Origin of the sequence: Microbacterium sp. AG1240, assembly GCF_003635115.1 — a bacterium.
Classification (GTDB): domain Bacteria; phylum Actinomycetota; class Actinomycetes; order Actinomycetales; family Microbacteriaceae; genus Microbacterium.
This window is the reverse complement of sequence record NZ_RBXJ01000002.1, coordinates 130011-152599: the sequence shown is the minus strand read 5'-3', so window position 1 is coordinate 152599 and position 22589 is coordinate 130011. Positions and strand designations below refer to the sequence as shown.

The following is a 22589-nucleotide window of genomic DNA, read 5'->3' as shown; positions in this document are numbered from 1 at the left end:
CTATCCAGCGGTGCGCGCGGCGGCTTCGAGTGCGACCTGCTCCGCCCACGGACGCGCCTCGAGCGGGAGAGCGAACGACGAGCTCTGGGCGACCGCCGTTCGGATCGCCGGGAGCGCCGCGGCGACCCGGGTCGGCACGTCGCCGCGCACCTCGATCCAGGGGACTGCGGATTCCGCGAGTGCGACCCGGAACCGCTCCTGCATCGCGTGGCGGATGTGCTCCCCGTCGCGCATGCCGTCCTGCACGAACGGGATCTCGTCTCCCGTGAGCACGTACAGCACCGGTCGGTGGGACCGCGCTCGCGAGAGGAGGCGAGGAGCCGGCGCACCCACGTAGCGCTCGTGCCACAGGGCGGTCGCCAGCACGTCGGTGTCGCAGACCAGCACGGGCGTCGGCATCGTGCGCAGCGCCCGGCGTTCGAGCTCGATCTGCCGGTCGACGATGAGGTCGAACTCGTCGGAGCGCCACGGGGCGTCCAGGCCCCCCTCGCGCACGACCGAATGCTCGCGCCCGTATTCCGGCACCCACGAGGTGCCGAGCTCTGCGGCGAGGGCCTCGGCCAACGTGGTCGACCCCGTCGACTCGGCCCCGAGCACCACCACACGCGAGCCCAGCCACTGCCGCGCAGCGGGCGAGAGCTCGTGCCAGTGCGCGGCCAGGTCGGCTCGCACGTCGGTGCCCGAGACGGGATTGAAGCCGCGCCCCGGATCGACGCGACGCCAGGCCGCGCCCAGTCGCCGGGCGAGCTCCTCGCCGTAGGGGTCGGAGCTGAACACGGCGTCGACAGGTGCGTCGAGCAGTCCCGCGATCAGTTCGGTGTGGGCCTGCCACGCGGCATCCGAATCGAAGTCGACCGGCGCGTCGTCGAGGGCGGCCACGACGCGCGCGGTCGGGTGCTCCTCCCCCACCCACTCGGCGCGAACGTCGAGCGGGATCGTCTCGACCGAGGAGCCGAGCACCTGCACGGTCACGCGATCGCTCGCACGCAGCGCCGCCCGGATGAGCGCGGAGTGACCGGAGTGGAGCGGATAGAACTTGCCGATCACCAGCGCGTGGGCGAAGCGCTCAGCCACGGGCGACCGCCGCGCTCTCGGGGACCTCGACGGCGCCCCGCTCGATGCGTCGCCACGACAGCAGCCCGTAGACGCAGAGCCCGATGAACACGACGTAGAGCGCCGCGGTGATCGCGAGCCCGGTCGCCAGGAACAGGATGACGGAGGCCACATCGACGCCGATCCAGACATACCAGTTCTCGAGGCGTTTGCGGTTGAGCAGATACTGCGCGACGAGGCTGCCCGACGTGGTGGCGGCATCCGCGAGCGGAAGGGTCGAGTCGGTGAACGTCGACAACAGCCACCACAGCAGTGCAGCCCCCGCGACACCGGCGACGACCACCCACGGCCACGCGCGCCGCGGTGTGCGGGCCACGTAGAGACGGTCCTGCTCGACGCCGCGCGCCCAGTGCAGCCAGCCGTGGATCGCGAAGCCGAGGTACACGAGCTGGAGCCCCGCCAGGGCGTACAGCCCGGTCGCGCCGAAGAGGACGACGAAGACGATGTTGTTGGCGATGCCGATCGGGAAGGTCCACACGTTCCGGCGCGCGGCCAGTGCGACGCACGCGAGGCCGGTCGCGAATCCCAGAATCTCGGTCCAGTAGGCCAGCACCCAGTCGATCACCGGCTAAGCCTAGGCAATGACACAGGGTGCGCCCGCCGGCGGACGAGCGCACCCCGCGCCGTTCACGCGTCCAGCGTGGCGCCGCCGGAGGCGATCAGGTCGCGGTACCAGAAGAAGCTCTGCTTCTGCGTACGGTTGCCGGTTCCCTCACCGCGATCGTCCAGGTCGACGTGGATCAGGCCGTAGCGCTTCTCCATCTGCGACGTGGAAGCGCTGACGATGTCGATCCCGCCCCACGTCGTGTATCCGAGCAGGTCGACGCCGTCTGCCATCGCCTCGCGCACCTGCTCCAGATGACGCCGCAGGTAGTCGACGCGGTAGTCGTCGCCCACCGAGCCGTCGTGCGCGACGCGATCGGTCGCGCCCAGCCCGTTCTCGACGATGAACAGCGGAACCTGATAGCGGGTCCACAGATCGGTCAGGGCGATGCGCAACCCGATGGGATCGAGGTGCCACCCCCACTCCGACGTCTCCAGGTGGGGGTTCTTCACCGTGCTGAACAGGTTGCCGCCGGTGGCGCCGTACTTCTCCGGTTCGACCGCGGAGACCAGCGTCATGTAATAGCTGAACGACAGGAAGTCGACCGTGTTCTCGGCGAGGATCCTCTCGTCGTCGGGCTCCATGACGACGTCGATGCCGTTCTCGCGCCAGAAGCGGCGGACGATGCCGGGGTACGCGCCGCGCACCTGCACGTCCGTGTGGGCGAGGTTCATGTCGTTGTCGTGCTGGGCCTGCTGCACGTCCGCGGGATCGGACGTCGCGGGGTAATGCAGCATCCGCGCCAACATGCAGCCGACGCGGTAGGACGGGTCGATCTCCCTCGCACGCGCCGTGACCAGGGCGCTCGCGACGAACTGGTGGTGCAGCGCCTGGTGGGCGCGACCGGTGCGACCGGGTGATCCGTCGTCGACGACCCCACCCCCCGTGTAGGGCTCGATGATCGTCGTGTTGATCTCGTTGAAGGTCAGCCAGTAGGTGACGAGGCCCCGATAGCGGCGCAACACCGTGTCGGCGTAGCGCTCGAAGAGACCGATGACACGACGGTCGGCCCAACCGCCGTACTCCGTGACCAGGTGCAGCGGCATCTCGTAGTGGGAGAGGGTCACGACGGGCGTGATTCCGCGCTCCTGCAGGCGGCGGAAGAGCCGCTCGTAGAACGCGAGTCCCGCCTCGTTCGGCTCTGCCTCCTCCCCCGTCGGGAAGATCCGGGTCCACGCGATCGACATCCGCAGCGCCCGGATGCCGAGTTCGGCGAACAGCTCCACGTCCTCCTCCCAGCGCTCGTAGAAGTGAGACCCGCGCCGCTTGGGGTAGTCGGCCGTGCCCGCGGTCGTGGCCGCCTGCGCGATCCGCTCCGGGTTCGGGCTCATGAGCGCGTGCAGCTCCACGTAGTCACCGGGGCGGGCGAACGGCACGACGTCGGCCTGCGACAGGCCCTTGCCGTCGACGTCGTACGCGCCCTCCGCCTGGTTGGCGGCGAACGCGACTCCCCAGAGGAAGTCATCCGGGAAAGCGGTGCTCATCGGCCGACCTCCGCGCCGTCGGCGGTGAGGCGGTTCGGATCGAGCGCGAAGATGGGCGCGCCGACGTCGAGGAACCCGGGCGCGGCAGGAGTGACGTCGCCGTCGAACCCACCCGTGACCACGACGATGACCGACGTGTCGTGGGTCTTCCCTACCTCGGCGATATCGACGGTGACGAGCTTCTGACCGGTCGTCACTCGGTCGCCCTGCGCGACGTGCGCGGCGAAGCCTCTGCCCTCGAGCGCGACGGTGTTGATGCCGACGTGGATGAGCACCTCGACTCCGTCGTCGGTGCGGATCCCCAGCGCGTGGTGGGTCGGGAAGAGGGCGACCACCTCGCCCGAGACGGGCGCGACGATGTCACCGGATGCGGGGACGATCGCGACACCCGGACCCATCACGCCGTCGGCGAAGATGCGGTCGGGCACATCGGCGAGCGGGATGAGCCGCCCGGCAGCCGGGGAGACGATGGTGCGGCCCTTCTCGGGGAGCGCGGGCGTGGCCGGTTCGATCGTCGTACCGGCCGCGTTCGCGTAGGCCGACTCGTTGAACCCGAACACGAGCGTCATCACGAGAGAGACCACGAACGCCAGGACGATGGCGACGATAGCCCAGACGAACGTCTCCCCGACGAGCCCGGGGAGGCCGGGGATGCCGCCGTTCCCGGCGAGCACGTAGGCGTTCACACCGAACCCCAGGCTGACCGCACCGCCGACGGCGCCGCCGATCATCGTCGCGTAGAGGGGACGACGCAGCGGCACCACGAGCCCGTACAGCGCGGGCTCGGTGACGCCCATGAGAGCCGTGAACGACGTCGACAAGGCCAGCGAGGTGAGCGTCTTCGACTTCGCCCGGATCGCGACGCCGAGGGCGGCCCCGGCCGTGGCGAAGGTCTGGACGTAGGTCAGCGGAAGGAACTTGTCCACACCGGTCTGCGCGAGGTTCGTCAGGATGAAGGGCACCAGCGCGTAATGCATGCCCGTCATGATGATCAGCGGCAGGAGCGCACCGATGATCGCGCCCGCGATCGGGCCGCCGTTGGACAGCCCCCACGTGATACCGCCGGAGATGCCGTTGCCGACGAAGGTGCCGATCGGACCGAGGAGCAGGAGCGTGATCGGCGTGACGACCACCAGGGTGATCAGCGGCACGACCATGAGGCGGATGATGCGGGGGATGATGCGGTTGAGGCCGCGCTCGACCCACGACATGAGGTAGACCCCGAGGAGCACCGGGATCACCGAGTACGAATAGGTCACCGCCGTCACCGGGGCACCGAGGAAGTCGATCGCCTCGCCCGATCCGAGCGCCGTGATCAGCGCGGGGTAGACCAGCACGCCGGCCATCGCCACCGCGACGTACTGGTTGGCGCCCAGCTTGCGGGCGGCTGTCATCGCCACGAGCACCGGCAGGAAGTAGAAGGCGGCGTCGCCGATCGCGCTCAGCACGAGATAGGTGCCGGAGGTGACGTCGATCCACCCCGCGAAAGCGAGGAGCGCGAGGATCCCCTTGAGCAGACCGGCGCCCGCGATGGCCGGGAGGATCGGCGCGAAGACGCCGCCGATGAAGTCGAAGAACCGTTGCGCGGGGTTGCCGCCCTTCTTCTTCGCACCGGCGGCGGGCTCCGAGCCCAGCCGCGGTTCGCGGGCGACGACCGCATCGAACACCTCCGAGACCCGGTCGCCGATGACGACCTGGTACTGGCCGCCGGTGTCGTTGACGCCGACCACCGTCGGCACGGCCCTGAGAGCGGCTTCGTCCGCCTTCGTGTTGTCCTTGAGGGAGAACCGCAGCCGGGTGATGCAGTGGTACACGGAGTCGACGTTGTCGGCCCCGCCGACGCCGGCGAGGATCGTCTCGGCATCCTTGGTGTATTTCATGTCGAACTTTCTCGATGGGAGGGGCGGCTGACGCGGACGATCCTGGCGCGCCGGGGAGTCGGGTCAGACGAACCGGCTCACGTGCATCGCGATGTAGACCTTCTCGGTCGGAGTCATCGCGTGGGAATGGGTGTCGCCGACGTACGCCTCGATGCGGTCGACGCCGGTGAAGACCTTGGGGAGCTGACGGCGGAGGATCTCGAGCAGTTCGCGGTCGTCGCGATCGATCGCCGTCCCCGAGAGAACGCGCTGCGCGAAGTAGCGGATGTGCGTCGCGAAGCGGGCGTAGGCGGGATCGGACTCGTCGTACGAGATTCCGAAGTGCAACCGGACGATGTCGAGGACGTCCTGCGTGAACCTGGTCAGCCGGGCCGCCGATCCGTCTCCGCCGCCGACCTCCGCGGTGATGAGGTGCAACGCGATGTTGGCCGCTTCCTCCGCGGGCATGACGGTGCCGGTCGCGGACTCGACGAGCGCCAGAGCGTGGAGGGCGACGGCGTACTCCTTCGGGTAGAAGCGCCTCACCTCGCTGTCGAGAGCACTGGCGAGACTCACCTCGCGGTGCACGCGCTCGATCGCGAAGGCCAGATGGTCGGCCAGGGCGGGGTAGATCGAGTCACTGAGCTTCTCGGTCAGATGGGCGCGTGCATGGGCGACGATCTCAGCCGTCGCCGAGAGCACCTCGGCCGGGACGTTCGCCGCGACGCGGGCGAGGTTCGTCCCCTGAGCGCTGTCCTCGAGACGGAAGATCTTCTCGACGGCCGACGCATCGATCGTGTCGCCGGGCTTCGCGTGGAAACCGATCCCTCTGCCCAACACGATGACTTCGCGCATGGCGTCGTCGAGCGCATCGACGACGCTGTTGTTCAGCACACGGCGGATGATCATGGCAATACCTCGAGATGTGGGGAGGAACCGATCATCTGTGACCGGACCCGAGTATTGCCCGCTCAGCGGTAACAAGCCGCGATCATCATAACCCTTTCCCCGCAGCGGCTGCTGCTCGACCGCGGACCGCGCCGGATAAGCTCGGGGCGTGACGACCAGCGCCCCCTCCTCCCGCACACCCGCCCTGTCGAACAAGCTGAGCGCGATCGCCGAGTCGGCGACGCTCAAGGTCGACGCCAAGGCGAAGGCACTGCAGGCCGCAGGCCGCGACGTGATCTCGTACGCCGCGGGCGAGCCCGACTTCCAGACCCCGTCGTTCATCGTGGATGCTGCGGCCGAGGCGCTCTCCGACCCCGCCAACTACCGCTACACCCCCGCGGCGGGGCTCCCCGTGCTCCGCGAGGCGATCGCGGCGAAGACGCTGCGCGACTCGGGCTGGGAGGTCAAGCCCTCCCAGGTGATCGTCACCAACGGCGGCAAGCAGGCCGTCTACCAGGCCTTCCAGACCGTGGTGAACCCGGGCGACGAGGTGCTGCTGCCCGCGCCGTACTGGACGACCTACCCCGAGGCCATCGCGCTCGCCGACGGTGTTCCCGTCGAGGTGTTCGCCGGCGCCGACCAGGACTACAAGGTCACCGTCGAACAGCTCGAGGCAGCTCGCACCGACCGCACGACCGTGCTCGTGTTCGTCTCTCCCTCGAACCCGACCGGTGCCGTCTACACGCCCGAAGAGACCACGGCCATCGGCGAATGGGCGCTCGAGCACGGCCTGTGGGTCATCAGCGACGAGATCTACCAGAACCTCGTCTACGACGGCGCTCGCGCGGTCTCGATCGTCGAGGCGGTCCCCGCCCTCACCGGGCAGACGATCCTCGTCAACGGCGTCGCGAAGACGTACGCGATGACCGGGTGGCGCGTGGGCTGGATGGTCGGCCCCGCCGAAGCGATGAAGCTCGCCGCCAACCTGCAGTCGCACCTGTCGTCGAACGTCAACAACGTCGCCCAGCGCGCCGCCCTCGCCGCTCTCACCGGCCCGCAGGACGAGGCGGAGCAGTTCCGCCTCGCGTTCGACCGTCGTCGCCGACTCATCGTCGAAGAGCTCTCGAAGATCGACGGCGTCACGGTTCCGAACCCCCTCGGCGCCTTCTACGTGTACCCCGACGTCACCGGCCTGCTCGGCCGCGAGTGGGCGGGCAAGACCCCCACGACGACGCTCGAGCTCGCCGACCTCATCCTCGACGAGGCCGAGGTCGCCGTCGTCCCCGGCGAGGCCTTCGGACCCAGCGGCTACCTGCGCCTGTCGTACGCGCTCGGCGACGCCCAGCTGCTCGAGGGCGTCCGACGCCTCCAGCGCCTGTTCGCGTAGCATCCGCCCGCACATCGACGGCGGGAGCGTCCCTCGACGTCACGGCCGCCGAGCCCGTCGATCGGCCCGGAAGCCTCGCTAGAGGTCGACGCCGACGAGCACCGGTTCGGGCTGCAGCAGCAGGCCGAACTCGGCCTGCACGCGCTGCTGGGTGAAGCGCGCGAGCTGGGCGATCTCGCCGGCGCTCGCTCCGCCCCGGTTGGTGACGGCCAGGGTGTGCTTCGTCGAGAGTCCCGCCCGGGATCGCGGCAGAGAGAACCCCTTGCCCAGCCCGGCATGTTCGATCAGCCACGCCGCGCTCACCTTCACCTCGGTCGCGACCGTGACGGGCGGCGGCACCACGCCGTCGAAGGCGGCCAGGGGGATCACCGTCACCGGGTCGACGTACGGTGCGAGCGGCCAGCGCGGGCACTCCGCGGGGAGCGTGCGGGCGAAGGCCTCCGAGACGATCGCGTTCTGGAAGAACGACCCCGCGCTCCACGTGTCGGGGTCGGTGTCGTCGAGCACCATGCCCTTCCGAGCGCGCGTCGTCAGCACGTGGTCGCGGATCCACGAGAGCGAGACGGATGCGTCGGGCTCGAGCCCGAGCGCCGTCCGCAGCTGGTCGCCCGCCACCGGGATCTCCCCCGCGCCGACGACGGCGAGTTCGAGGGTGATCGACAGCACGACCGCCGGACGCTCCGGCACCGAACCGTAGTGGTGCTTGAGCACAGAGGTGCGGAACCCGAGTCCGAGGTCGGCGGCAGCGACGACCGAGACGTCGCCGGTGGCCTCGTCGATCAGCTCGACCTCGACGAGGGTCTGCACGATCTCCTGGCCGTAGGCGCCGACGTTCTGCACGGGCGCGGCACCGGCGGTGCCGGGGATGCCCGACATGGCCTCGATGCCGGCGAGGCCGTGCGCCACGGTGTACGCGACGAGGGCGTCCCAGTCGTGGCCGGCCTGGACGCGCAGCCGCAGCGTTCCGGGGCGCGAACCGGGGAGCGGTTCGATGCCCGTCGTGCGCACCCGCACGACGGTGCCCTCGAACGGCTCGTCTCCGACGAACAGGTTCGACCCGCCCCCGATCACGAGCCACGGTTCGCCCGCCGCCCAGAGTTCGCGCAGCTCCGTGACGAGCTCGTCGGTCGTTCCGGCCTCGAACATGCGAACGGGCGCGGCACCCGTGCGCAGCGTCGTCAGACGGGCGAGTGCGACGGGTTCGATCTCGGGCATGGTCAGGCCCGACGCACCCGCACCTGGGCCTTGCCCAGGACGGTGGTCGAAGCGGCGGTGACCGTGAGATCGATGCGAGCGGTGTCGTCGTCGAGCGCGCCGACCTTCGCCGTGACGTGCACGTCGGCGCCCGCCTCGGCGTCGACCAGCACCGGGCGGGTGAAGCGCACGCCGTACTCGAGGACGCGCGACGGGTCGCCGAGCCAATCCTCGACGGTGCCGATCGCGATCCCCATGGTGAGCATGCCGTGGGCGAGCACGCCCGGGAGCCCGACGGCCACGGCCACGTCGTCTCGATAGTGGATGGGGTTGAAGTCGCCCGAGGCCCCCGCGTACCGCACCAGCGATTCGCGGCTCAGGTGCACCGAGCGCTCGGCGATCACGTCGCCGACGGTGAGATCGGTCATGCCGCGCCCTCCCCCACGAGCAGCACGCTCGTGGCCGTGACGACGTGGGCACCGTCCGCGTCGACGATCTCGGCATCGCTGGTGACCATCGCGTTGCCGCCGAGGGTGCGGATGCCGCCCACGGTCAGGGTCGCCGTCAACTCGTCGCCCGCGATGATCGGACGGCTGTAGCGGAAGCGCTGTTCAGCGTGCACGAGGCGCGAGAGCTCGATGCCCGATTCGGGCTCGGCGAGCAGCTGCTGGAGCGTGATGTCCTGCACGACCATCGCGAACGTCGGGGGCGCGACGACGTCGGCGTAGCCTAGGGCCCGGGCGGCCTCGGGATCGCTGTGCTGAGGGGCCTCGGCGAAGACGGCGCGCGCGAACTCGCGCACCTTCTCTCGCCCGACCAGGTAGGGAGGGGTCGGCGGGAAGACACGGCCGACCAGATCGGGATTCACGGGCACGGCACCATCCTACCGAGCCGCATCCGAACTCCACCGGCCGCGGAACGCGCGCGACGTCAGCGCTGGTGGCGTCCGCGGATCGCCTTCATCGCCATCTGCACGGAGATGAAGACCAGGAACGCCGCGAACAGCACGTTACCCACGAACGGGTCGACCAGCGTCGCGATCCACGCGCCGAGGGCGGTCGTCGTGCACGCCGCGAGGCCGATCATGGCGGCGGCGCGCAGGTCGACGTTCTTGCGGCGGAGGTTGCCGACGGTGCCCGAGATGGCCGTGGGAATCATCATGAGCAGCGACGTGCCCTTGGCGATCAGGTCGCTCGTCCCGAAGAGCAGCATCAGCGCCGGCACGACGATGATGCCGCCTCCGACGCCGAGGAGCCCCGCCAGGATGCCGGTGATCACACCGAGCACGGCGAGCCCCGCTCCGCTGAGCCAGGTGAGCTCCAGCTCGGCATCGCGCGAGGGGATGATGAAGAACAGGCTCGCGATGACGACCACGAGGAACGCCACGAACGCCCACCGCAGCGCCGTCTGCGACACCTTCGGCAGCAGCCAGGTGCCGATCTGCGCGCCGATCACGGCGCCGACCGCGAGGATGATCGCCGGGATCCACGCCACCGAGCCGTGCACGGCGTAGGAGATCACTCCCACCGACGCGGTCGGAACGATGGCGGCGAGCGACGTGCCCGCGGCCAGGCGCTGGTCGAAACGGAGGATCAGCACGAGGAGCGGCACGATGACCGTTCCGCCGCCGACCCCGAACAGCCCCGAGAGGAGGCCCGCGAGCAGGCCCACCCCGATGCACGTGATCACGAACCGGGTGCCGCGCCGCGGCTCAGGGGAAGAGGTCATGCGTCTCGCTTCGATCGCGGCCCCGGGCTGGGCCGCGTCCACCCTACAGCCGTGTTTCGGCGGTCGAGAACGCGAGGCGCCGGGGAAGAATACGACCCCCGGCGGGAAAGCCTCTCCGCCGGGGGTCGTCATCCCCGCGCGGCCAGAAGGTCGGTGACCCGAACACCGACCGATGAGCCGTTGAATCGCGGGGGTGGAGCACTCCCGAAGTTAGCGGTGGAATCCGACCCCTCTGAGGCCATTGACGCCGCGTCGGCGCGACTGCTATGCGCCGTCACGGGGCGGCCGGCCGGGAATACGAGGTCGGGGGCCGTGTTGTCCCGAAGATGACACAGGTAGGAATCATCGGCGCAGGACACATCGGATCGACCCTGGCACGCGGCTTCGTCGAGCGCGGCTACGACGTGAAGATCGCGAACTCCCGGGGCCCCGAGACCCTGGCCGACCTCGTCTCCGATCTCGGCGATCGCGCCACCGCCGGCACGGCGGAGGAAGCGGCCGCGTTCGGCGAGATCGTCGTGGTGACCGTGCCCCTCAAGGCGCTCGACCAGGTGCCGGTCGAGCCGCTCGCGGGCAAGATCGTGCTCGACACGAACAACTACTACTGGGAGCGCGACGGCCGCATCCCCGCGCTCGAGGAGAAGCAGACCACGACCTCGCAGATGCTGCAGGAGCACCTCCCCACCTCGAGAGTCGCCAAGGCGTTCAACCACATCACCAGCGGCACCATCCTCACCGACGGCACCGCCGCGGGCACCCCGGGTCGCAGGGCACTGGCCACCGCGAGCGACCACTCCGAAGCATCCGACCTCGTCGCCTCGATCTACGACGAGTTCGGCTACGACACCGTGAACATCGGCCCGCTCTCCGAGAGCTGGCGCGTCGAACGCGACCAGCCCGCCTACGTCGTCGCGCAGAACCACGACGAGCTCGAGGCGAACCTGGCCCGCGCCACGCGCTGAGCGCACGCCCTCAGCGTTCGACGACGCCGCGCATGAACCTCTCCAGCTCGACGTAGGCGCGCTCGCGCGGCCGGGGCCGCGAGAGGAACACGTCGTGCAGGGCGCCGTCGATACGCGCGATCGTCACGGTCTCGGCGATGCGCGTGGCCCGGCGGGCGATATCGTCGACGACGAGCACCGAATCGACGCCCGTCATGTCGGGCTGCCACGACGCCGCCAGGATCGAGCGCGCCGACAGGAGAACGAGGGCGGGCGCCCCGACGTCGACCCCGAGCGCGACACGACGATGACCCTCGAGGATCGCCGCCAACCACGCCGGATGCGTGGGGAAGCCCTGCGGGGGACGCCACCCCTCCGGGGAGTCCGGGAGCGAGCCCACCTCGCGCTGCGCCCGCGTGTAGAACCCGAGATCGACCACCGGGTGCGAACCGTACGGGTCGAAGCGCGCCCGGGCGTTCACGATCGGGGCGAGCGCCTGCCGGCCCACGGCGCCGACCTGGAACTCGAGCCAGGGACTGTTGAGCACCACCGCGTCCGCGACTCCCGGGTGCCGCGCGGCCCAGAGGGTCAGCACGAGTCCGCCCGTCGAATGGCCCAGCAGCACGAGCCTGCGCCGGCGCGCCGCATCCCGCCCCATCGCCTCGAGCGCCGCACCGATGTCGGCGTCGTAGTCCGCGAGCGAGCGCATATCTCCCGGCACCTGGCCGGGTCGCAGACTGCGTCCGTAGCCGCGCAGGTCGAGGGCGTGGAAGCGTGCGCCGCGCTCGGTCCAGAAGCGGGCCAGCTCGGTCTGGAAGAAGTAGTCCGACCAGCCGTGCACGTAGAGCACGTCGACGTCGCGCAGCACCCCGCCCAGGCGGGCGAACGGGTGCGGGATGCTGCGTACCAGCGTCGCGACGAGCTCGGCGCCGTCGTCGTCGGCCCCGAGCGGCAGCGTCAGCCGCTCGAAGCCCGCCCCGAGGACGTCGGGCGCCCAGGCCTCGCTCATGCGCCCAGCCTAGAGCCGCGATCGGGAGAGCCGACCTCGGTCGAGGAGTGTTCACACGGGAGGCGATGTGCACACGGGAGGAGCCTGAAATGCAGGCTGACCTCCGCATTGCACATCTCCTCCCGTAGGCCCGAGCATCACGGCGCCAGGTGGAGCCCCTGGGCTACGGCCCGCATGAGGCGCGCCTGAACGGCGGGCCAGTCGTCGACGACGGCGGCGTACCCGACGCGGACGACGTGATAGCCGAGCAGTGCGAGTTCGGCGTCATGGGCGATGTCGGCCTCGCGCTGCGCGCCCACGTGGTGCCCGCCGTCGATCTGCAGCACGAGTCGATCGCCGATGAGGAGGTCGACCGGTCGCCCAGCGATCCAGATCTGACGGCGCAGCGGCAGACGCATCCATCTCAGCCGCGGCACGACGAGCGTCTCAAGACCGGAGTCGGCGAACGGATCGGCCTCCTCGCGGATCCGACGCGCCTCCGGACCGAAGCCCAGGCGCGCCAGCGCACGGCTGTCGACGAGCCGCTGCCGGAGGGCGGACTCCCATATCGCGAGGGCGATCTCGTACGGCTGGCACGCGGCGACGATCGCCAGAACGTTCTCGATCTCGTCCGTGAGGCTGTCGGGATGGCGGGGAACGAGCGGTCGCGCCCAGTGGAGCACGGCACCAGCGACGGCGACGTGGCCGGCGTGGGCGGGTGCCGCAAGATGGGGCGCGTCGTCCCCGAGCACCCAGAGCCCGATACGACGCGCTTGCGTGACGCAGGTCAGGACGACGCCGGTCCGAGCCGCCGCCATGAGGTCGGCGTCCGCCTCGGGGACGGCGACCCATCCCTTGCGCACGCGGAGGAGCGCGCCGGATACCACGGCGTCGCCGATCGCCCGACGCCGGATGCCACGGTCGATGAGCCGAGACGTGCGCGCAACGCCCCCCAACCAGCGGACGAGTTCTTCGGGACGCAGCACCCCTCCATGGTGAACGGGTGGACCGCGCCGCCCGCTCCCGCGCGTGGCGCTTGTGCGAATCTTCGCCCACAAGCGCGTTGGGGAGGGACGGAACGAGTCCGACACGTTCAGACGGGAGGGGATGTGCACGCGGGAGGGCTCATGGACGCCGGACGACCTCCCGATCGCACATCTCCTCCCGCATGCACCGCGGTGCTCGGGACTACTCGCCGCGCGAGACCCGCACCATCTCGTCGCGGGGGACGACCTTGATGCGGGCGCGCTCGTGCGGGGCGCCGAGGGCGATCTCGTGCTCGTCGAGTCGGTGCCAGCCGTCGAGGTCGGTCCACCGCACGCCGCGCTCGGCGAGGAGGGCGACGACCGCGTCCTCGGACGGGTCCTCGGGCTGCCACCACTGGCCGGCGTCGTTGACGAGGTGACGAACCGTCTCCATGGCGTCGGACTTCGTGTGGCCGATGAGGCCGACCGGACCGCGCTTGATCCAGCCCGTGGCGTAGACGCCGGGGACGGGCTCGTTCGAGTCGGGGTGCAGCACCTGGCCCTCCCGGTTCGGGATGACGCCGTGGCGCTCGTCGAACGGCACGTCGGGGAGCGGCGAACCGAAGTATCCGACCGCGCGGTACAGCGCCTGGATCGGCACCTCGCGCAGCTCGCCGGTGCCCTCGACGCCACCCTCGGCGTTCGGGCGCGTGCGCTCGTAGACGAACGACGAGACCCGGCCGTCGGCATCCGTCTTCAGCTCGACGGGCTTCGCCCAGAAGTGCAGGTGCAGGCGGCGCGAGGCTTCGCCACCGGCGTTGTTCACGCCCGGGCGCTTGCGCCACGACTGCAGCACGCGGTCGATGACCATGACCTGCTTGTTGCTCGCGATGGCCGCCCTCGACGCCTCGTCGTAGTCGAAGTCCTCGTCGTAGACGACCATGTCGACGTCGCGCAGCTCACCGAGCTCGCGAAGCTCCAGCGGGGTGAACTTCACCTGCGCGGGCCCGCGGCGACCGAACACGTGCACGTCGGTGACGGGCGAGGCCTTCAGCCCCTCGTAGACGTTCTCGGGGATCTCGGTGGGCAGCAGGTCGTCGGCGTGCTTGGCGAGCATGCGCGTGATGTCGAGCGCCACGTTGCCGTTGCCGATGACGGCGACGGATGCGGCGTCCAGCGGCCATTCGCGGGGAACATCCGGGTGTCCGTCGAACCAGCTGACGAAGTCGGCGGCCCCGTACGACCCTTCGGCGTCGATGCCGGGGATCTCCAGGGCGGTGTCGCGGATCGCGCCCGTGGAGAAGATGACGGCGTTGTAGTGCTTCTTCAGATCGTCGAGGGTGATGTCCTCGCCGAAGCGCACGTTGCCGAACAGGCGGATGTCGCCGCTGTCGAGCACCTCGCGCAGGGCCGTGATGATGCCCTTGATGCGCGGGTGGTCGGGGGCGACGCCGTAGCGCACGAGACCGTACGGCGCGGGGAGCTGCTCGAAGAGATCGATCGACACGTCGAACGCGCGCTCGGTCTTCAGGAGGATGTCGGCGGCGTAGATGCCGGCGGGGCCGGCGCCCACGATGGCGAGCCTGAGCTTCGTCATGGGAATCCCTCGTTCTGGGTGCGGGTCGGCGGCCCCGAGGCTGAGGATCCGCCGACGGGGTCAGCTGGAGCGGTCGGCGACGGCCTGCGCGAAGCGCGTCAGCGCCTCCCGCACGGCTCCGTCGGGGACGGGATCGAGCGCGTCGATGGCGTCCTGCGACCACTGGTGGGCCAGACGCAGCGTGTCGCGCGTGGCGTCGTGGTCGCGGAGCTGGGCGAGAGGGCCGTCGAGGAGCGCGGGGTCGGCTCCCTCGGCGATGCGGGAGACGCCGTCGTCGATCGTGCCGCGCAGCGCCCGCGATGCGGCGTCGGTGCGCTCGCCGAGGAGCAGGTACGGCATCGTCGGCACGCCGGCGCGCAGATCGGTGCCGGGCACCTTGCCGGTCTCGTCGGGGTCGGCCGAGAGGTCGATCACGTCGTCGAGCAGCTGGAAGGCGACACCGGCCTTCTCACCGAAGGTGCGCATGGCCACTTCGAGCTCGACGGGACCGTGGGCGAAGATCACGCCGGCCTCGGCGGCGGTGGCGATCAGCGAGCCGGTCTTGTCACCGAGCACGTCGAGGTAGAACGCGACCGGGTCATCACCCTCGCCGGGTCCGACGGTCTCGTGCATCTGACCGAGCACGAGACGCTCGAAGGTGTCGGCCTGCAGGCGGATGGCCCGCTCGCCCTGCCGGGCCATGATCTGGCTCGCGCGGGAGAAGAGAAGGTCGCCGGTGAGGATGGCGATGTTGTTGCCCCACACCGTCTGCGCGCTGGGTACGCCCCGGCGCACGTCCGCGCCGTCCATGACGTCGTCGTGGTAGAGCGAGCCGAGGTGCGTCATCTCGAGCGCGACGGCGGCCTCGACCACGTCGTCGGTGATCCCGTCGCCGAGCTGGGCGGTGAGGATCGTGAGCATGGGGCGGATGCGCTTGCCGCCCGCCTCGTACAGGTAGCGGCTGGTGGCATCGGCGAGAGTGTCGGCCACGCTCAGCTCGTGGGCGAGGCTCGTCTCGACGCGGGCGAGACCCTCTTCGACCGTCGACAGCAGCCGGCGGGAGCGCGCGCCCGCGAAGATGCGGTCGGCGAGCCCCAGCTTGCCCGCGATGAGTCGGGAGCCCGCGGCAGAAGGTCTCGGGGTCACCGTGTCAGCCTACCGTGCGGGGGTGGAGGAGCTTCATGAGGGGTTGGTCCCCCGGTGGAGCGCTACGATGCCCAGCGACAGATTGCGGTAGGCCACGTCGACCCACCCTTCCTCGCGCATCCAGGCCGACAGGGTCGGCTGGTCGGGCCAGTGGCGGATCGACTCGTTGAGGTAGTCGTAGGCCTCGGAGTTGGAGCTGACCACGCGCGCCACCCGGGGGAGCACGCGGCCGTTGTAGAAGCGGTACAGGCTGCCGAACAGCGCCGACGGCGGGGTCGAGAACTCGCAGACGACGATGCGGCCGCCGGGCTTGGTGACCCGTCGCAGCTCGCGCAGCGCCTTCTTGGGCTGGTCGACGTTGCGCAGTCCGAACGACATGGTGACCGTGTCGAACTCGTCGTCGGCGAACGGCAGGTCGGTGGCGTTGGCCTCGACGAATGACAGGTTCGCGAGGTCGGCGTAGCGCCTGGCGCCCTCGGCGATCATGCCGGGAGAGAAGTCGGCGGCGACCACCTCGGCACCGCTGCGCGCGAGCGCCACGCTCGAGGCCCCCGTGCCGGCGGCGAGATCGAGGATGCGCTGTCCTGCCCGCGGCGCCACGGCGCGGGTGGTCGCCACGCGCCAGAAGCGGTCGTTGCCGAGGCTGAGCACTGTGTTCGTGCGGTCGTACTTCGCGGCGACCTGGTCGAACATGCCGCTCACGCGGGCCGGATCCTTCGCGAGATCGGCGCGGTTGGGCTCGGGGGTCATACGGCGAGTCTAGGCCGCACCGTCAGTGGTCAGCCTGCGGTGCCTCGGTGTCGAACGATCCGTGTAACCGCGTCATGCGGCCCAACCACCGGTCGATCGTGGCGTCGTCGAAGGGCGCCTCGCGACGGGTCACGCGCGCCTCCAGCTCGAGCGTGACGGCCTCGAGCCGGTCGACGATGTCGAGGGGATACCCGTATCTCACGCGGTGCTCCTCCCACTCGTCCCGGTCGTCGATCCAGACGCCGCGATCCGCCTGCTCGACCACGTCGAGATCCATGTCGATGCCGGTCGGCACGCCCGCATCCCAGCGCGCGTCCCAGGCGAGATCGATGTACACCCGCGTGCGGTGGGCGGGGGCGTTCGCGGTGAATACCCACTCGCCGCTCGGGGGCAGAAGGGTCACGTTGTCGGTGCTCGCGACCACGTCGCGCCCCGGGCGGTGGCTGCGCCATCCGGCGAACTGCCCGAACCAGTCGCCGAACTCGTCCGATCCCAGGTAGACGCAGTCGTGCACCCAGTGGGTGGAGGCATCCCACTTGCGCCAACGGAAGACGAGACGGGTGCCGGGTGCGGGACGGGTCGTCATGCCCGAAGTCTAGATCGGCGCCCCCACCCCTCAGGCCGCGCGTCGTCTCGACGCCGATCGTTCGCCGCTCCGGCGGCAGAACCCGGTCGTAGGCTGGATGCTGTGACGCCCGACACGCTCCCCCTCCCCCGCCTGCGCGTGGTGACGCGGGAGATCGACCCCGTCGAAGACGTGCTGTCGTACACCCCCTCGTACGCCCCGGCCTTCTGGAGCAGGCGCGACGCCTCGCTCGCGGCGTTCGGGTCGATCCACGAGCTCCGCGCGGCGGAGGGCGTCGACTCCCCCGCGCGCTTCGTCGCCGAGAAGTGGCGCGCCATCGCCGCCGCCGCGGAGATCGACGACCCCGTAGGCCTCCCGGGCACCGGGCTGATCGCGCTGGGCTCCTTCACCTTCGACCCCCGGTCGGCGAAGGCCAGCACGCTCACCGTGCCGTGGATCGTGGTCGGCCGTCGCGGCGGGCGCTCCTGGGTGACCCGCATCAGCCACGCCGACTCGGTGGTCGACGACGAACTGCTCGGGCTCCCCGCCCGCGTGCCGTACGGTCCGCACTGGTCGGCCACGCTCGGCCCCGGCGCGATGGACCCCGATGCCTACCAGGACGCGGTGCGAGCCGCCCTGGGCGCCATCGAACGGCACGAGGTCGACAAGGTCGTGCTCGCCCGCGACCTCGTCGGCACCGCACCCGTCGGCGCCGACCTGCGACGGCTGGTGCGGTCGCTGGCCTCCGGCTACCCCGACTGCTGGATCTTCGCCGTCGACGGCCTCATCGGCGCGAGCCCCGAGACGCTCGTCACCGTGTCGGCCGGCACCGTCACCGCGCGGGTGCTTGCCGGCACCACGGCGCGGGGGGCCGACGTCGACGCCGATGCCGCCGCATCCGTCGCCCTCGCCACGAGCCCGAAGGATCAGGACGAGCACCGGTTCGCCGTGCAGAGCGTGCTCGCCTCGCTCCGGCCGCACACGAGTGCGCTCGCGGCCGCCGAGCAACCCTTCACGCTGCGGCTGCCGAACGTCTGGCATCTCGCGACCGACGTCGAAGGCGTGCTGTCGGATGCGGCGTCGTCGCTCGATCTGCTCGAAGCACTGCATCCGACGGCGGCCGTGGCCGGCACGCCGACGCGCGATGCGGTGGAGCTGATCCGCCGGCTCGAGCCGTTCGACCGCGGCCGTTACGCGGGCGCCGTCGGCTGGGTCGACGCAACGGGCGACGGCGAGTGGGCGATCGCCCTGCGCTGCGCGCAGTTCGACATCGACGCCGTGCCCGCCGGCTCGCGCGACGCCATCGCGCTCACCGCGTACGCCGGTGCGGGGATCGTCGCCGGCAGCGACCCGGAGTCGGAGCTGCTCGAGACGCGGGTGAAGTTCCGTCCGATCGTCGAAGCCCTCGCCTGAGGCGGGAGTCAGGACGCAGCGAGCCGCTCCTTCTCGCGCTCCACGTCGTAGTCGGCCACCGGCCACGTCGGATCGATGTCGGCGAGCGCCGCCAGCAGCAGCCGCTGCACGGCCAGGCGGGCGAACCACTTGCGATCGGCCGGCACCACGAACCAGGGTGCGACGTCGGTCGAGGTGCGCTCGAGCATGACCTGGTACGCGGCCATGTAGTCGTCCCACAGCTCGCGCTCGTCGACGTCGCCGGGGTTGTACTTCCAGTGCTTCTCCGGGCGGTCCAGCCGCGCGGCGAGGCGCTCCTTCTGCTCGTCCTTCGAGATGTGCAGCATGACCTTCACGACCCGGATGCCGCGGTCGACGGCATCCGCCTCGAACTGATCGATGGCTCCGTACCGCCGTTCGATCTCCTCGGCGGTCGCGAGGCTGCGCACGCGTCCGATCAGCACGTCCTCGTAGTGCGACCGGTCGAAGACGCCGATCTTGCCGGGCGCGGGGAGACGCTTCGCGATGCGCCAGAGGAAGTCGTGCTGCAGCTCCTCGGAGGTCGGCTTCTTGAACGACGCCAGCTCGACACCCTGCGGGTCGACGGCGCCGACGACGTGGCGCACGATCCCGCCCTTGCCCGAGGTGTCCATGCCCTGCAGCACGAGCAGCACCGAACCCGGGGCGGTTCCGGCGACGCTTTGCGCGAAGAGGCGCTCCTGCAGATCGTCGAGCGTCGGCACGCCGTCGGCGAGGTCGGCCGCGCCGGTGGCCTTCGACCCGTCGTACCCCGGTGTCTCGCGGGGGTCGAGGTCGGCCAGCCGGAACCCGGCGCCCACGCGCAGGGCCTCGCGGGCGGGAATGGTCCATCCGTGTGCGCTCATCGGATCATTTTCCGCCCGCCGTCCGCGCGACGCCATCCCTTGCCGCTTCGACTCCGCGTCAGTAGCGGATCGCGTCGATCACCTTCACCCGCACCGCCACCAGCGCCGGAAGGAGCCCGGCGAGAGCGCCCACCGCGCTGGCGGCGACGAGTCCGAGCACGGCGGCGTCGACCGGGAAGGGCGGGAAGTCCTCGATCAGCCCCTGACCGATGAGGTCGCGCACCCAGGGGCTCTGCACGATGAGGATCGCCACGGCGACGCCGGCGACACCGGCGACGACCGTCGCCACGACGCTCTCCATCATGACGGCGAAGAACACCCGCCCCGCGGTCGCACCGAAGCTGCGACGGATGCCGATCTCGCGCACCCGTTGCTTGACGGTGACCAGTGCGATGTTGACGAGTCCGAGCGCGCCGAGCAGCAGCACGAGCACGGCGATCCCCGCCACCACGAGCTGCACCACCGCGAACGAGTCGTTGCCGTAGTACGCGGCGTCCTGCCGGTACACGTCGACGTTCGTCCCCTCGCCGAGGTCGGAGGAGACGTCGCGGGTCACCAGATCCGACAGCTCCTCCCAGTTCTCGGGCGGCAACCACATCTCGTACTGCGCGGACGAGCCCGCGTAGGGGTCGACGGGGCCGGCACCCGTACCGGCGACGGCGTCGGCCGCCCGGTAGGCGCCGAGCTGATCGGCGAGCATGTACATGGACGGGTAGGTGTCCCAGGCCGGCGACGGCGTGACCCCGACGATCACCGCAACGGTGCCCTCGAACCCGCCGAGCGAGAGGGTCGGATGCTGCGCGAGGTCGGGACGACCGAGCGTGTTCCAGAAGTACTCGTTGACGACCACCCGAGGCGCCAGCATCGCGGCGGTCTCGGCCGAGAACCACTCCCCCTCCAGCATCCGCACGCGATGCATCTCGCCGTAGGGCTGGTCGACCCCCTGGGTTCCGACCTGTACGACCCCGGCCGGAGAATCGACGGGCAGCTGCGTGCTCGTGTTGCGACTGGCGTACGAGATGCCGTACCGGGCGGTCGCCGTCTCCCAGGCGGCGTCGAGCGTCGCGGTGTCGACCGCCTGGCCGTCGTTGCGGTAGGCGTTGAGCCACACGCTCGCCGGGCGTCCGCTCTGCCTCTCGCTGAGTTCGGTCGTGGCCTGCTGCATGATGCCGCCCAGCGCCACGACGGTCGTCAGCGAGCAGACCGCCACCGCGACCCCCACGAGCGACAGCAGAACGCGGGTGCGATGGATGCGCACCTCCTGCCAGGCCTCGGCGAGCGCGCCGACGAGGCCGGTGAACAGCCGGTTCACGACGTCTGCTCCGCGGCGGCGAGGAGCTGCGACTCGGCGGCGGCCGACGCAGCGGTCGCCCGGGTCAGGACCCCCGCTTCCAGGCGGTAGTGATCGCGCGATCGGGCAGCGATGGCCGGGTCGTGGGTGATCACGACGAGCGCGGCCTCGGTGCGGGCGGCGACGGTGTCGATGAGCTCCATGACCGACTGCCCGGTGTCGAGATCGAGGGCGCCCGTCGGCTCGTCGGCGAGGATCAGGCGCGGCCCGCGCACGAGGGAGCGCGCGATCGCGACCCGCTGCTGCTCTCCGCCCGATAGACGGTCGGGGAGGCTCTCGAGGCGGTGGCCGAGCCCGACCTCGTCGAGCATCTCGGCCGCGAGCGCGCGCCGTCGCCAGAACTGTCTGCCCTCGGCGTAGTAGAGCGGCATCATGACGTTCTCGAGCGCGGTGCGCCCGGGGAGCAGGTTGAACTGCTGGAAGACGAAGCCGATCTCGCGGCCACGCACGCGATCCCGCTCCCGCGAGGAGTAGTCCTTCACCGGGCGCCCCGCGAACTCGACGATGCCGCTGGTGGGCAGGTCGAGCAGACCGAGGATGTTGAGGAGGGTCGACTTGCCCGATCCGGAGCGCCCGACGACCGAGATGCGATCGTTCTCGACGACGGTCAGGTCGACACCGTTGAGGATCGTCAGAGCCGGTTGATCGGGCGGCAGCACCGTGCGGGTGACCGCCTCGAGGTGCAGCAGTGTCACGGGGTGTCCCCGCAGACGGTCGAGCCGTCGGGCATCGTCGTGCACCCGTCGGGCCCGGCGACGAGCGCATCGGCGCCGGGGGCGAATTCGCGCACGACGTCGCCGTCGGCGAGACCGCCCGTGATCTCGACCTGGCGGCCGTCGCTGAGCCCCAGCCCGACCGCGCGCTCCTCGACGGCGCCGTCGACGGCGACCACCCACACCGCTCCGCTCTGGGCCGCTCCTCGCACCGCGGTGGTCGGCACCACGAGAACGCCCTCGGCGCGGCCTCCGGCGATCGTCATCTCGGCAGCGAGGCCGGGGAAGACCGTGACCCCCTCGGGCACCGGGCAGCTCACGGTCGTCGTGGTCGAGGTGCCCGCATCGGCCCCGCCGCCCGTCGCCGTCGAGGCGTCGGCGCTCGCGCCGGCGAGCGGGGTGACGATGCGCAATCCCGTGCAGATGAAGGGCGCCGGCCCCCCGGTGATGGCGACGGATGCTTCGGTCGGTTGATTCAGCAACCGATACTGCTGGGCGGGCTGCAGCGACCCCGTGACCGAGAAGGTGGGCGGGGCGATCTGCCCTGCGGCCTGGCCGATCGACACGGCCTGCCCGGCGATGACGTCGAGCGAACTGAGCGTGCCTCCCGACGGGGCGGTCACCTCGACGTACCGGTAGATCGGCGGCAGGGGGTTGCCCTCGGCGTCGACCGCCTTCGACGGATCGCGCACGATCTCGACCTTGACGTCGAAGATCGCCTGCTCGGCGGTCACGGTGGCCCCAACCTCGGTGTAGATCCTGTTGACGGTGCCCTCCGCCGTCGACTTCACCGCGACGGCGGGATCGGCCGACACGGTCGCATCGAGCACGACGTCGTTCGTGATCGTACCGACCGCGACGGGGATCGTCGGCTCGATGACGGCGCCGGTCGGCAGGGCGGGATCGGCTTCGACCGCCCGATCCGGAAAGAACGCGAGCTTCGCGAGGGCGATCGCGATGACCGCGATCAGCACGATTCGAAGGATGGGGAACACCCATCGCCTGGCAACACCCATGTCGTCCCCCTCGGACCGGTCGCATCGAGCACGCTACCTAACGCG

General features: G+C 70.6%; 22 protein-coding genes. 3 read left to right on the top strand and 19 right to left on the bottom strand.

The features are described from left to right. The 5 genes from DEU34_RS09280 to DEU34_RS09260 form a co-directional block, all read right to left on the bottom strand. Positions 1-1074, bottom strand: coding sequence for an AAA family ATPase (locus tag DEU34_RS09280; protein WP_121149921.1), 1074 nt, complete (start codon positions 1072-1074; stop codon positions 1-3). Further along, positions 1067-1678 (bottom strand): nicotinamide riboside transporter PnuC, encoded by a 612-nt coding sequence (gene pnuC, locus DEU34_RS09275; RefSeq protein WP_121149920.1) that lies wholly within the window; start codon positions 1676-1678, stop codon positions 1067-1069. The genes DEU34_RS09280 and pnuC overlap by 8 nt, the downstream gene beginning before the upstream one ends. A gap of 62 nt (positions 1679-1740) precedes the next feature. Then, complete coding sequence (locus tag DEU34_RS09270) at positions 1741-3201, bottom strand: glycoside hydrolase family 1 protein (protein WP_121149919.1); 1461 nt, start codon at positions 3199-3201, stop codon at positions 1741-1743. Continuing rightward, entirely contained in the window at positions 3198-5081 is a 1884-nt protein-coding gene (locus DEU34_RS09265) for a beta-glucoside-specific PTS transporter subunit IIABC (RefSeq protein WP_121149918.1), read from the bottom strand. Before DEU34_RS09265 ends, DEU34_RS09270 begins: the two co-directional genes overlap by 4 nt. Before the next feature lie 63 nt (positions 5082-5144). Beyond that, positions 5145-5969 (bottom strand): PRD domain-containing protein, encoded by an 825-nt coding sequence (locus tag DEU34_RS09260; RefSeq protein ID WP_121149917.1) that lies wholly within the window; start codon positions 5967-5969, stop codon positions 5145-5147. Between the two features lie 148 nt (positions 5970-6117). Here DEU34_RS09260 and DEU34_RS09255 point away from each other — a divergent pair, with 148 nt between their 5' ends. After that, positions 6118-7335 carry a pyridoxal phosphate-dependent aminotransferase gene (locus DEU34_RS09255; RefSeq protein ID WP_121149916.1) on the top strand — a complete coding sequence of 406 codons (1218 nt, stop codon included), beginning with the start codon at positions 6118-6120 and terminating at the stop codon, positions 7333-7335. Between the two features lie 78 nt (positions 7336-7413). Here DEU34_RS09255 and DEU34_RS09250 read toward each other — a convergent pair whose 3' ends face one another. Genes DEU34_RS09250 through DEU34_RS09235 form a run of 4 tightly spaced genes read right to left on the bottom strand, consistent with a single transcriptional unit; the run spans position 7414 to position 10257 of the window. Beyond that, complete coding sequence (locus tag DEU34_RS09250) at positions 7414-8550, bottom strand: UDP-N-acetylmuramate dehydrogenase (protein WP_121149915.1); 1137 nt, start codon at positions 8548-8550, stop codon at positions 7414-7416. 2 nt (positions 8551-8552) lie between these two features. Then, positions 8553-8957, bottom strand: a complete 405-nt coding sequence (locus tag DEU34_RS09245) for a MaoC/PaaZ C-terminal domain-containing protein (RefSeq protein ID WP_121149914.1) — start codon at positions 8955-8957, stop codon at positions 8553-8555. Beyond that, positions 8954-9403: a MaoC family dehydratase N-terminal domain-containing protein gene (locus DEU34_RS09240; RefSeq protein ID WP_121149913.1), complete on the bottom strand. Its 450-nt coding sequence runs from the start codon at positions 9401-9403 to the stop codon at positions 8954-8956. Before DEU34_RS09240 ends, DEU34_RS09245 begins: the two co-directional genes overlap by 4 nt. A 56-nt stretch (positions 9404-9459) precedes the next feature. Beyond that, the gene (locus DEU34_RS09235) at positions 9460-10257 is read right to left on the bottom strand and encodes a sulfite exporter TauE/SafE family protein (protein ID WP_121149912.1); all 798 of its coding nucleotides are present in this window, start codon (positions 10255-10257) and stop codon (positions 9460-9462) included. Positions 10258-10583: 326 nt separating this feature from the next. Between DEU34_RS09235 and DEU34_RS09230 the strand changes: the two genes are divergently transcribed. After that, positions 10584-11219, top strand: a complete 636-nt coding sequence (locus DEU34_RS09230; RefSeq protein ID WP_121149911.1) for an NADPH-dependent F420 reductase — start codon at positions 10584-10586, stop codon at positions 11217-11219. Between the two features lie 10 nt (positions 11220-11229). Here the strand turns inward: DEU34_RS09230 and DEU34_RS09225 are convergent, their stop codons facing one another. The 6 genes from DEU34_RS09225 to DEU34_RS09200 form a co-directional block, all read right to left on the bottom strand. After that, positions 11230-12207 (bottom strand): alpha/beta hydrolase, encoded by a 978-nt coding sequence (locus DEU34_RS09225; RefSeq protein ID WP_121149910.1) that lies wholly within the window; start codon positions 12205-12207, stop codon positions 11230-11232. A gap of 137 nt (positions 12208-12344) precedes the next feature. Beyond that, entirely contained in the window at positions 12345-13172 is an 828-nt protein-coding gene (locus DEU34_RS09220; RefSeq protein ID WP_121149909.1) for an endonuclease domain-containing protein, read from the bottom strand. Positions 13173-13374: 202 nt separating this feature from the next. Then, positions 13375-14748 carry an FAD-dependent oxidoreductase gene (locus DEU34_RS09215; RefSeq protein ID WP_121149908.1) on the bottom strand — a complete coding sequence of 458 codons (1374 nt, stop codon included), beginning with the start codon at positions 14746-14748 and terminating at the stop codon, positions 13375-13377. A 60-nt stretch (positions 14749-14808) separates the two neighbouring features. Then, complete coding sequence (locus DEU34_RS09210; protein WP_121149907.1) at positions 14809-15873, bottom strand: polyprenyl synthetase family protein; 1065 nt, start codon at positions 15871-15873, stop codon at positions 14809-14811. Between the two features lie 33 nt (positions 15874-15906). Beyond that, a complete protein-coding gene (locus DEU34_RS09205) occupies positions 15907-16623 on the bottom strand; it encodes a class I SAM-dependent methyltransferase (protein ID WP_121149906.1) in 717 nt (238 codons plus the stop codon). Between the two features lie 22 nt (positions 16624-16645). Beyond that, positions 16646-17209, bottom strand: a complete 564-nt coding sequence (locus tag DEU34_RS09200) for a DUF402 domain-containing protein (protein WP_121149905.1) — start codon at positions 17207-17209, stop codon at positions 16646-16648. 102 nt (positions 17210-17311) lie between these two features. Here DEU34_RS09200 and DEU34_RS09195 point away from each other — a divergent pair, with 102 nt between their 5' ends. After that, complete coding sequence (locus DEU34_RS09195) at positions 17312-18601, top strand: isochorismate synthase MenF (RefSeq protein WP_121149904.1); 1290 nt, start codon at positions 17312-17314, stop codon at positions 18599-18601. A gap of 8 nt (positions 18602-18609) precedes the next feature. On the opposite strand, the gene DEU34_RS09190 is transcribed toward DEU34_RS09195, so the two are convergent. From DEU34_RS09190 to DEU34_RS09175, 4 genes are read right to left on the bottom strand one after another with little or no spacing between them, the layout of a single operon-like run. Continuing rightward, complete coding sequence (locus DEU34_RS09190; RefSeq protein WP_121149903.1) at positions 18610-19464, bottom strand: PPK2 family polyphosphate kinase; 855 nt, start codon at positions 19462-19464, stop codon at positions 18610-18612. Positions 19465-19522: 58 nt separating this feature from the next. Continuing rightward, complete coding sequence (locus DEU34_RS09185) at positions 19523-20776, bottom strand: ABC transporter permease (protein WP_121149902.1); 1254 nt, start codon at positions 20774-20776, stop codon at positions 19523-19525. Continuing rightward, positions 20773-21510 (bottom strand): ABC transporter ATP-binding protein, encoded by a 738-nt coding sequence (locus tag DEU34_RS09180; protein ID WP_121150561.1) that lies wholly within the window; start codon positions 21508-21510, stop codon positions 20773-20775. The genes DEU34_RS09185 and DEU34_RS09180 overlap by 4 nt, the downstream gene beginning before the upstream one ends. Next, positions 21507-22544 (bottom strand): hypothetical protein, encoded by a 1038-nt coding sequence (locus DEU34_RS09175; protein ID WP_147424034.1) that lies wholly within the window; start codon positions 22542-22544, stop codon positions 21507-21509. The genes DEU34_RS09180 and DEU34_RS09175 overlap by 4 nt, the downstream gene beginning before the upstream one ends. Between the last annotated feature and the right edge of the window lie 45 nt (positions 22545-22589).

Excerpts from the sequence above, each read along its gene's own strand:
- DEU34_RS09270 (WP_121149919.1), bottom strand. The coding sequence starts at position 3,201 with ATGAGCACCGCTTTCCCGGATGACTTCCTCTGGGGAGTCGCGTTCGCC.
- DEU34_RS09265 (WP_121149918.1), bottom strand. The coding sequence starts at position 5,081 with ATGAAATACACCAAGGATGCCGAGACGATCCTCGCCGGCGTCGGCGGG.
- DEU34_RS09260 (WP_121149917.1), bottom strand. The coding sequence starts at position 5,969 with ATGATCATCCGCCGTGTGCTGAACAACAGCGTCGTCGATGCGCTCGAC.
- DEU34_RS09250 (WP_121149915.1), bottom strand. The coding sequence starts at position 8,550 with ATGCCCGAGATCGAACCCGTCGCACTCGCCCGTCTGACGACGCTGCGC.
- DEU34_RS09245 (WP_121149914.1), bottom strand. The coding sequence starts at position 8,957 with ATGACCGATCTCACCGTCGGCGACGTGATCGCCGAGCGCTCGGTGCAC.
- DEU34_RS09235 (WP_121149912.1), bottom strand. The coding sequence starts at position 10,257 with ATGACCTCTTCCCCTGAGCCGCGGCGCGGCACCCGGTTCGTGATCACG.
- DEU34_RS09230 (WP_121149911.1), top strand. The coding sequence starts at position 10,584 with ATGACACAGGTAGGAATCATCGGCGCAGGACACATCGGATCGACCCTG.
- DEU34_RS09225 (WP_121149910.1), bottom strand. The coding sequence starts at position 12,207 with ATGAGCGAGGCCTGGGCGCCCGACGTCCTCGGGGCGGGCTTCGAGCGG.
- DEU34_RS09215 (WP_121149908.1), bottom strand. The coding sequence starts at position 14,748 with ATGACGAAGCTCAGGCTCGCCATCGTGGGCGCCGGCCCCGCCGGCATC.
- DEU34_RS09205 (WP_121149906.1), bottom strand. The coding sequence starts at position 16,623 with ATGACCCCCGAGCCCAACCGCGCCGATCTCGCGAAGGATCCGGCCCGC.
- DEU34_RS09200 (WP_121149905.1), bottom strand. The coding sequence starts at position 17,209 with ATGACGACCCGTCCCGCACCCGGCACCCGTCTCGTCTTCCGTTGGCGC.
- DEU34_RS09190 (WP_121149903.1), bottom strand. The coding sequence starts at position 19,464 with ATGAGCGCACACGGATGGACCATTCCCGCCCGCGAGGCCCTGCGCGTG.
- DEU34_RS09175 (WP_147424034.1), bottom strand. The coding sequence starts at position 22,544 with ATGGGTGTTGCCAGGCGATGGGTGTTCCCCATCCTTCGAATCGTGCTG.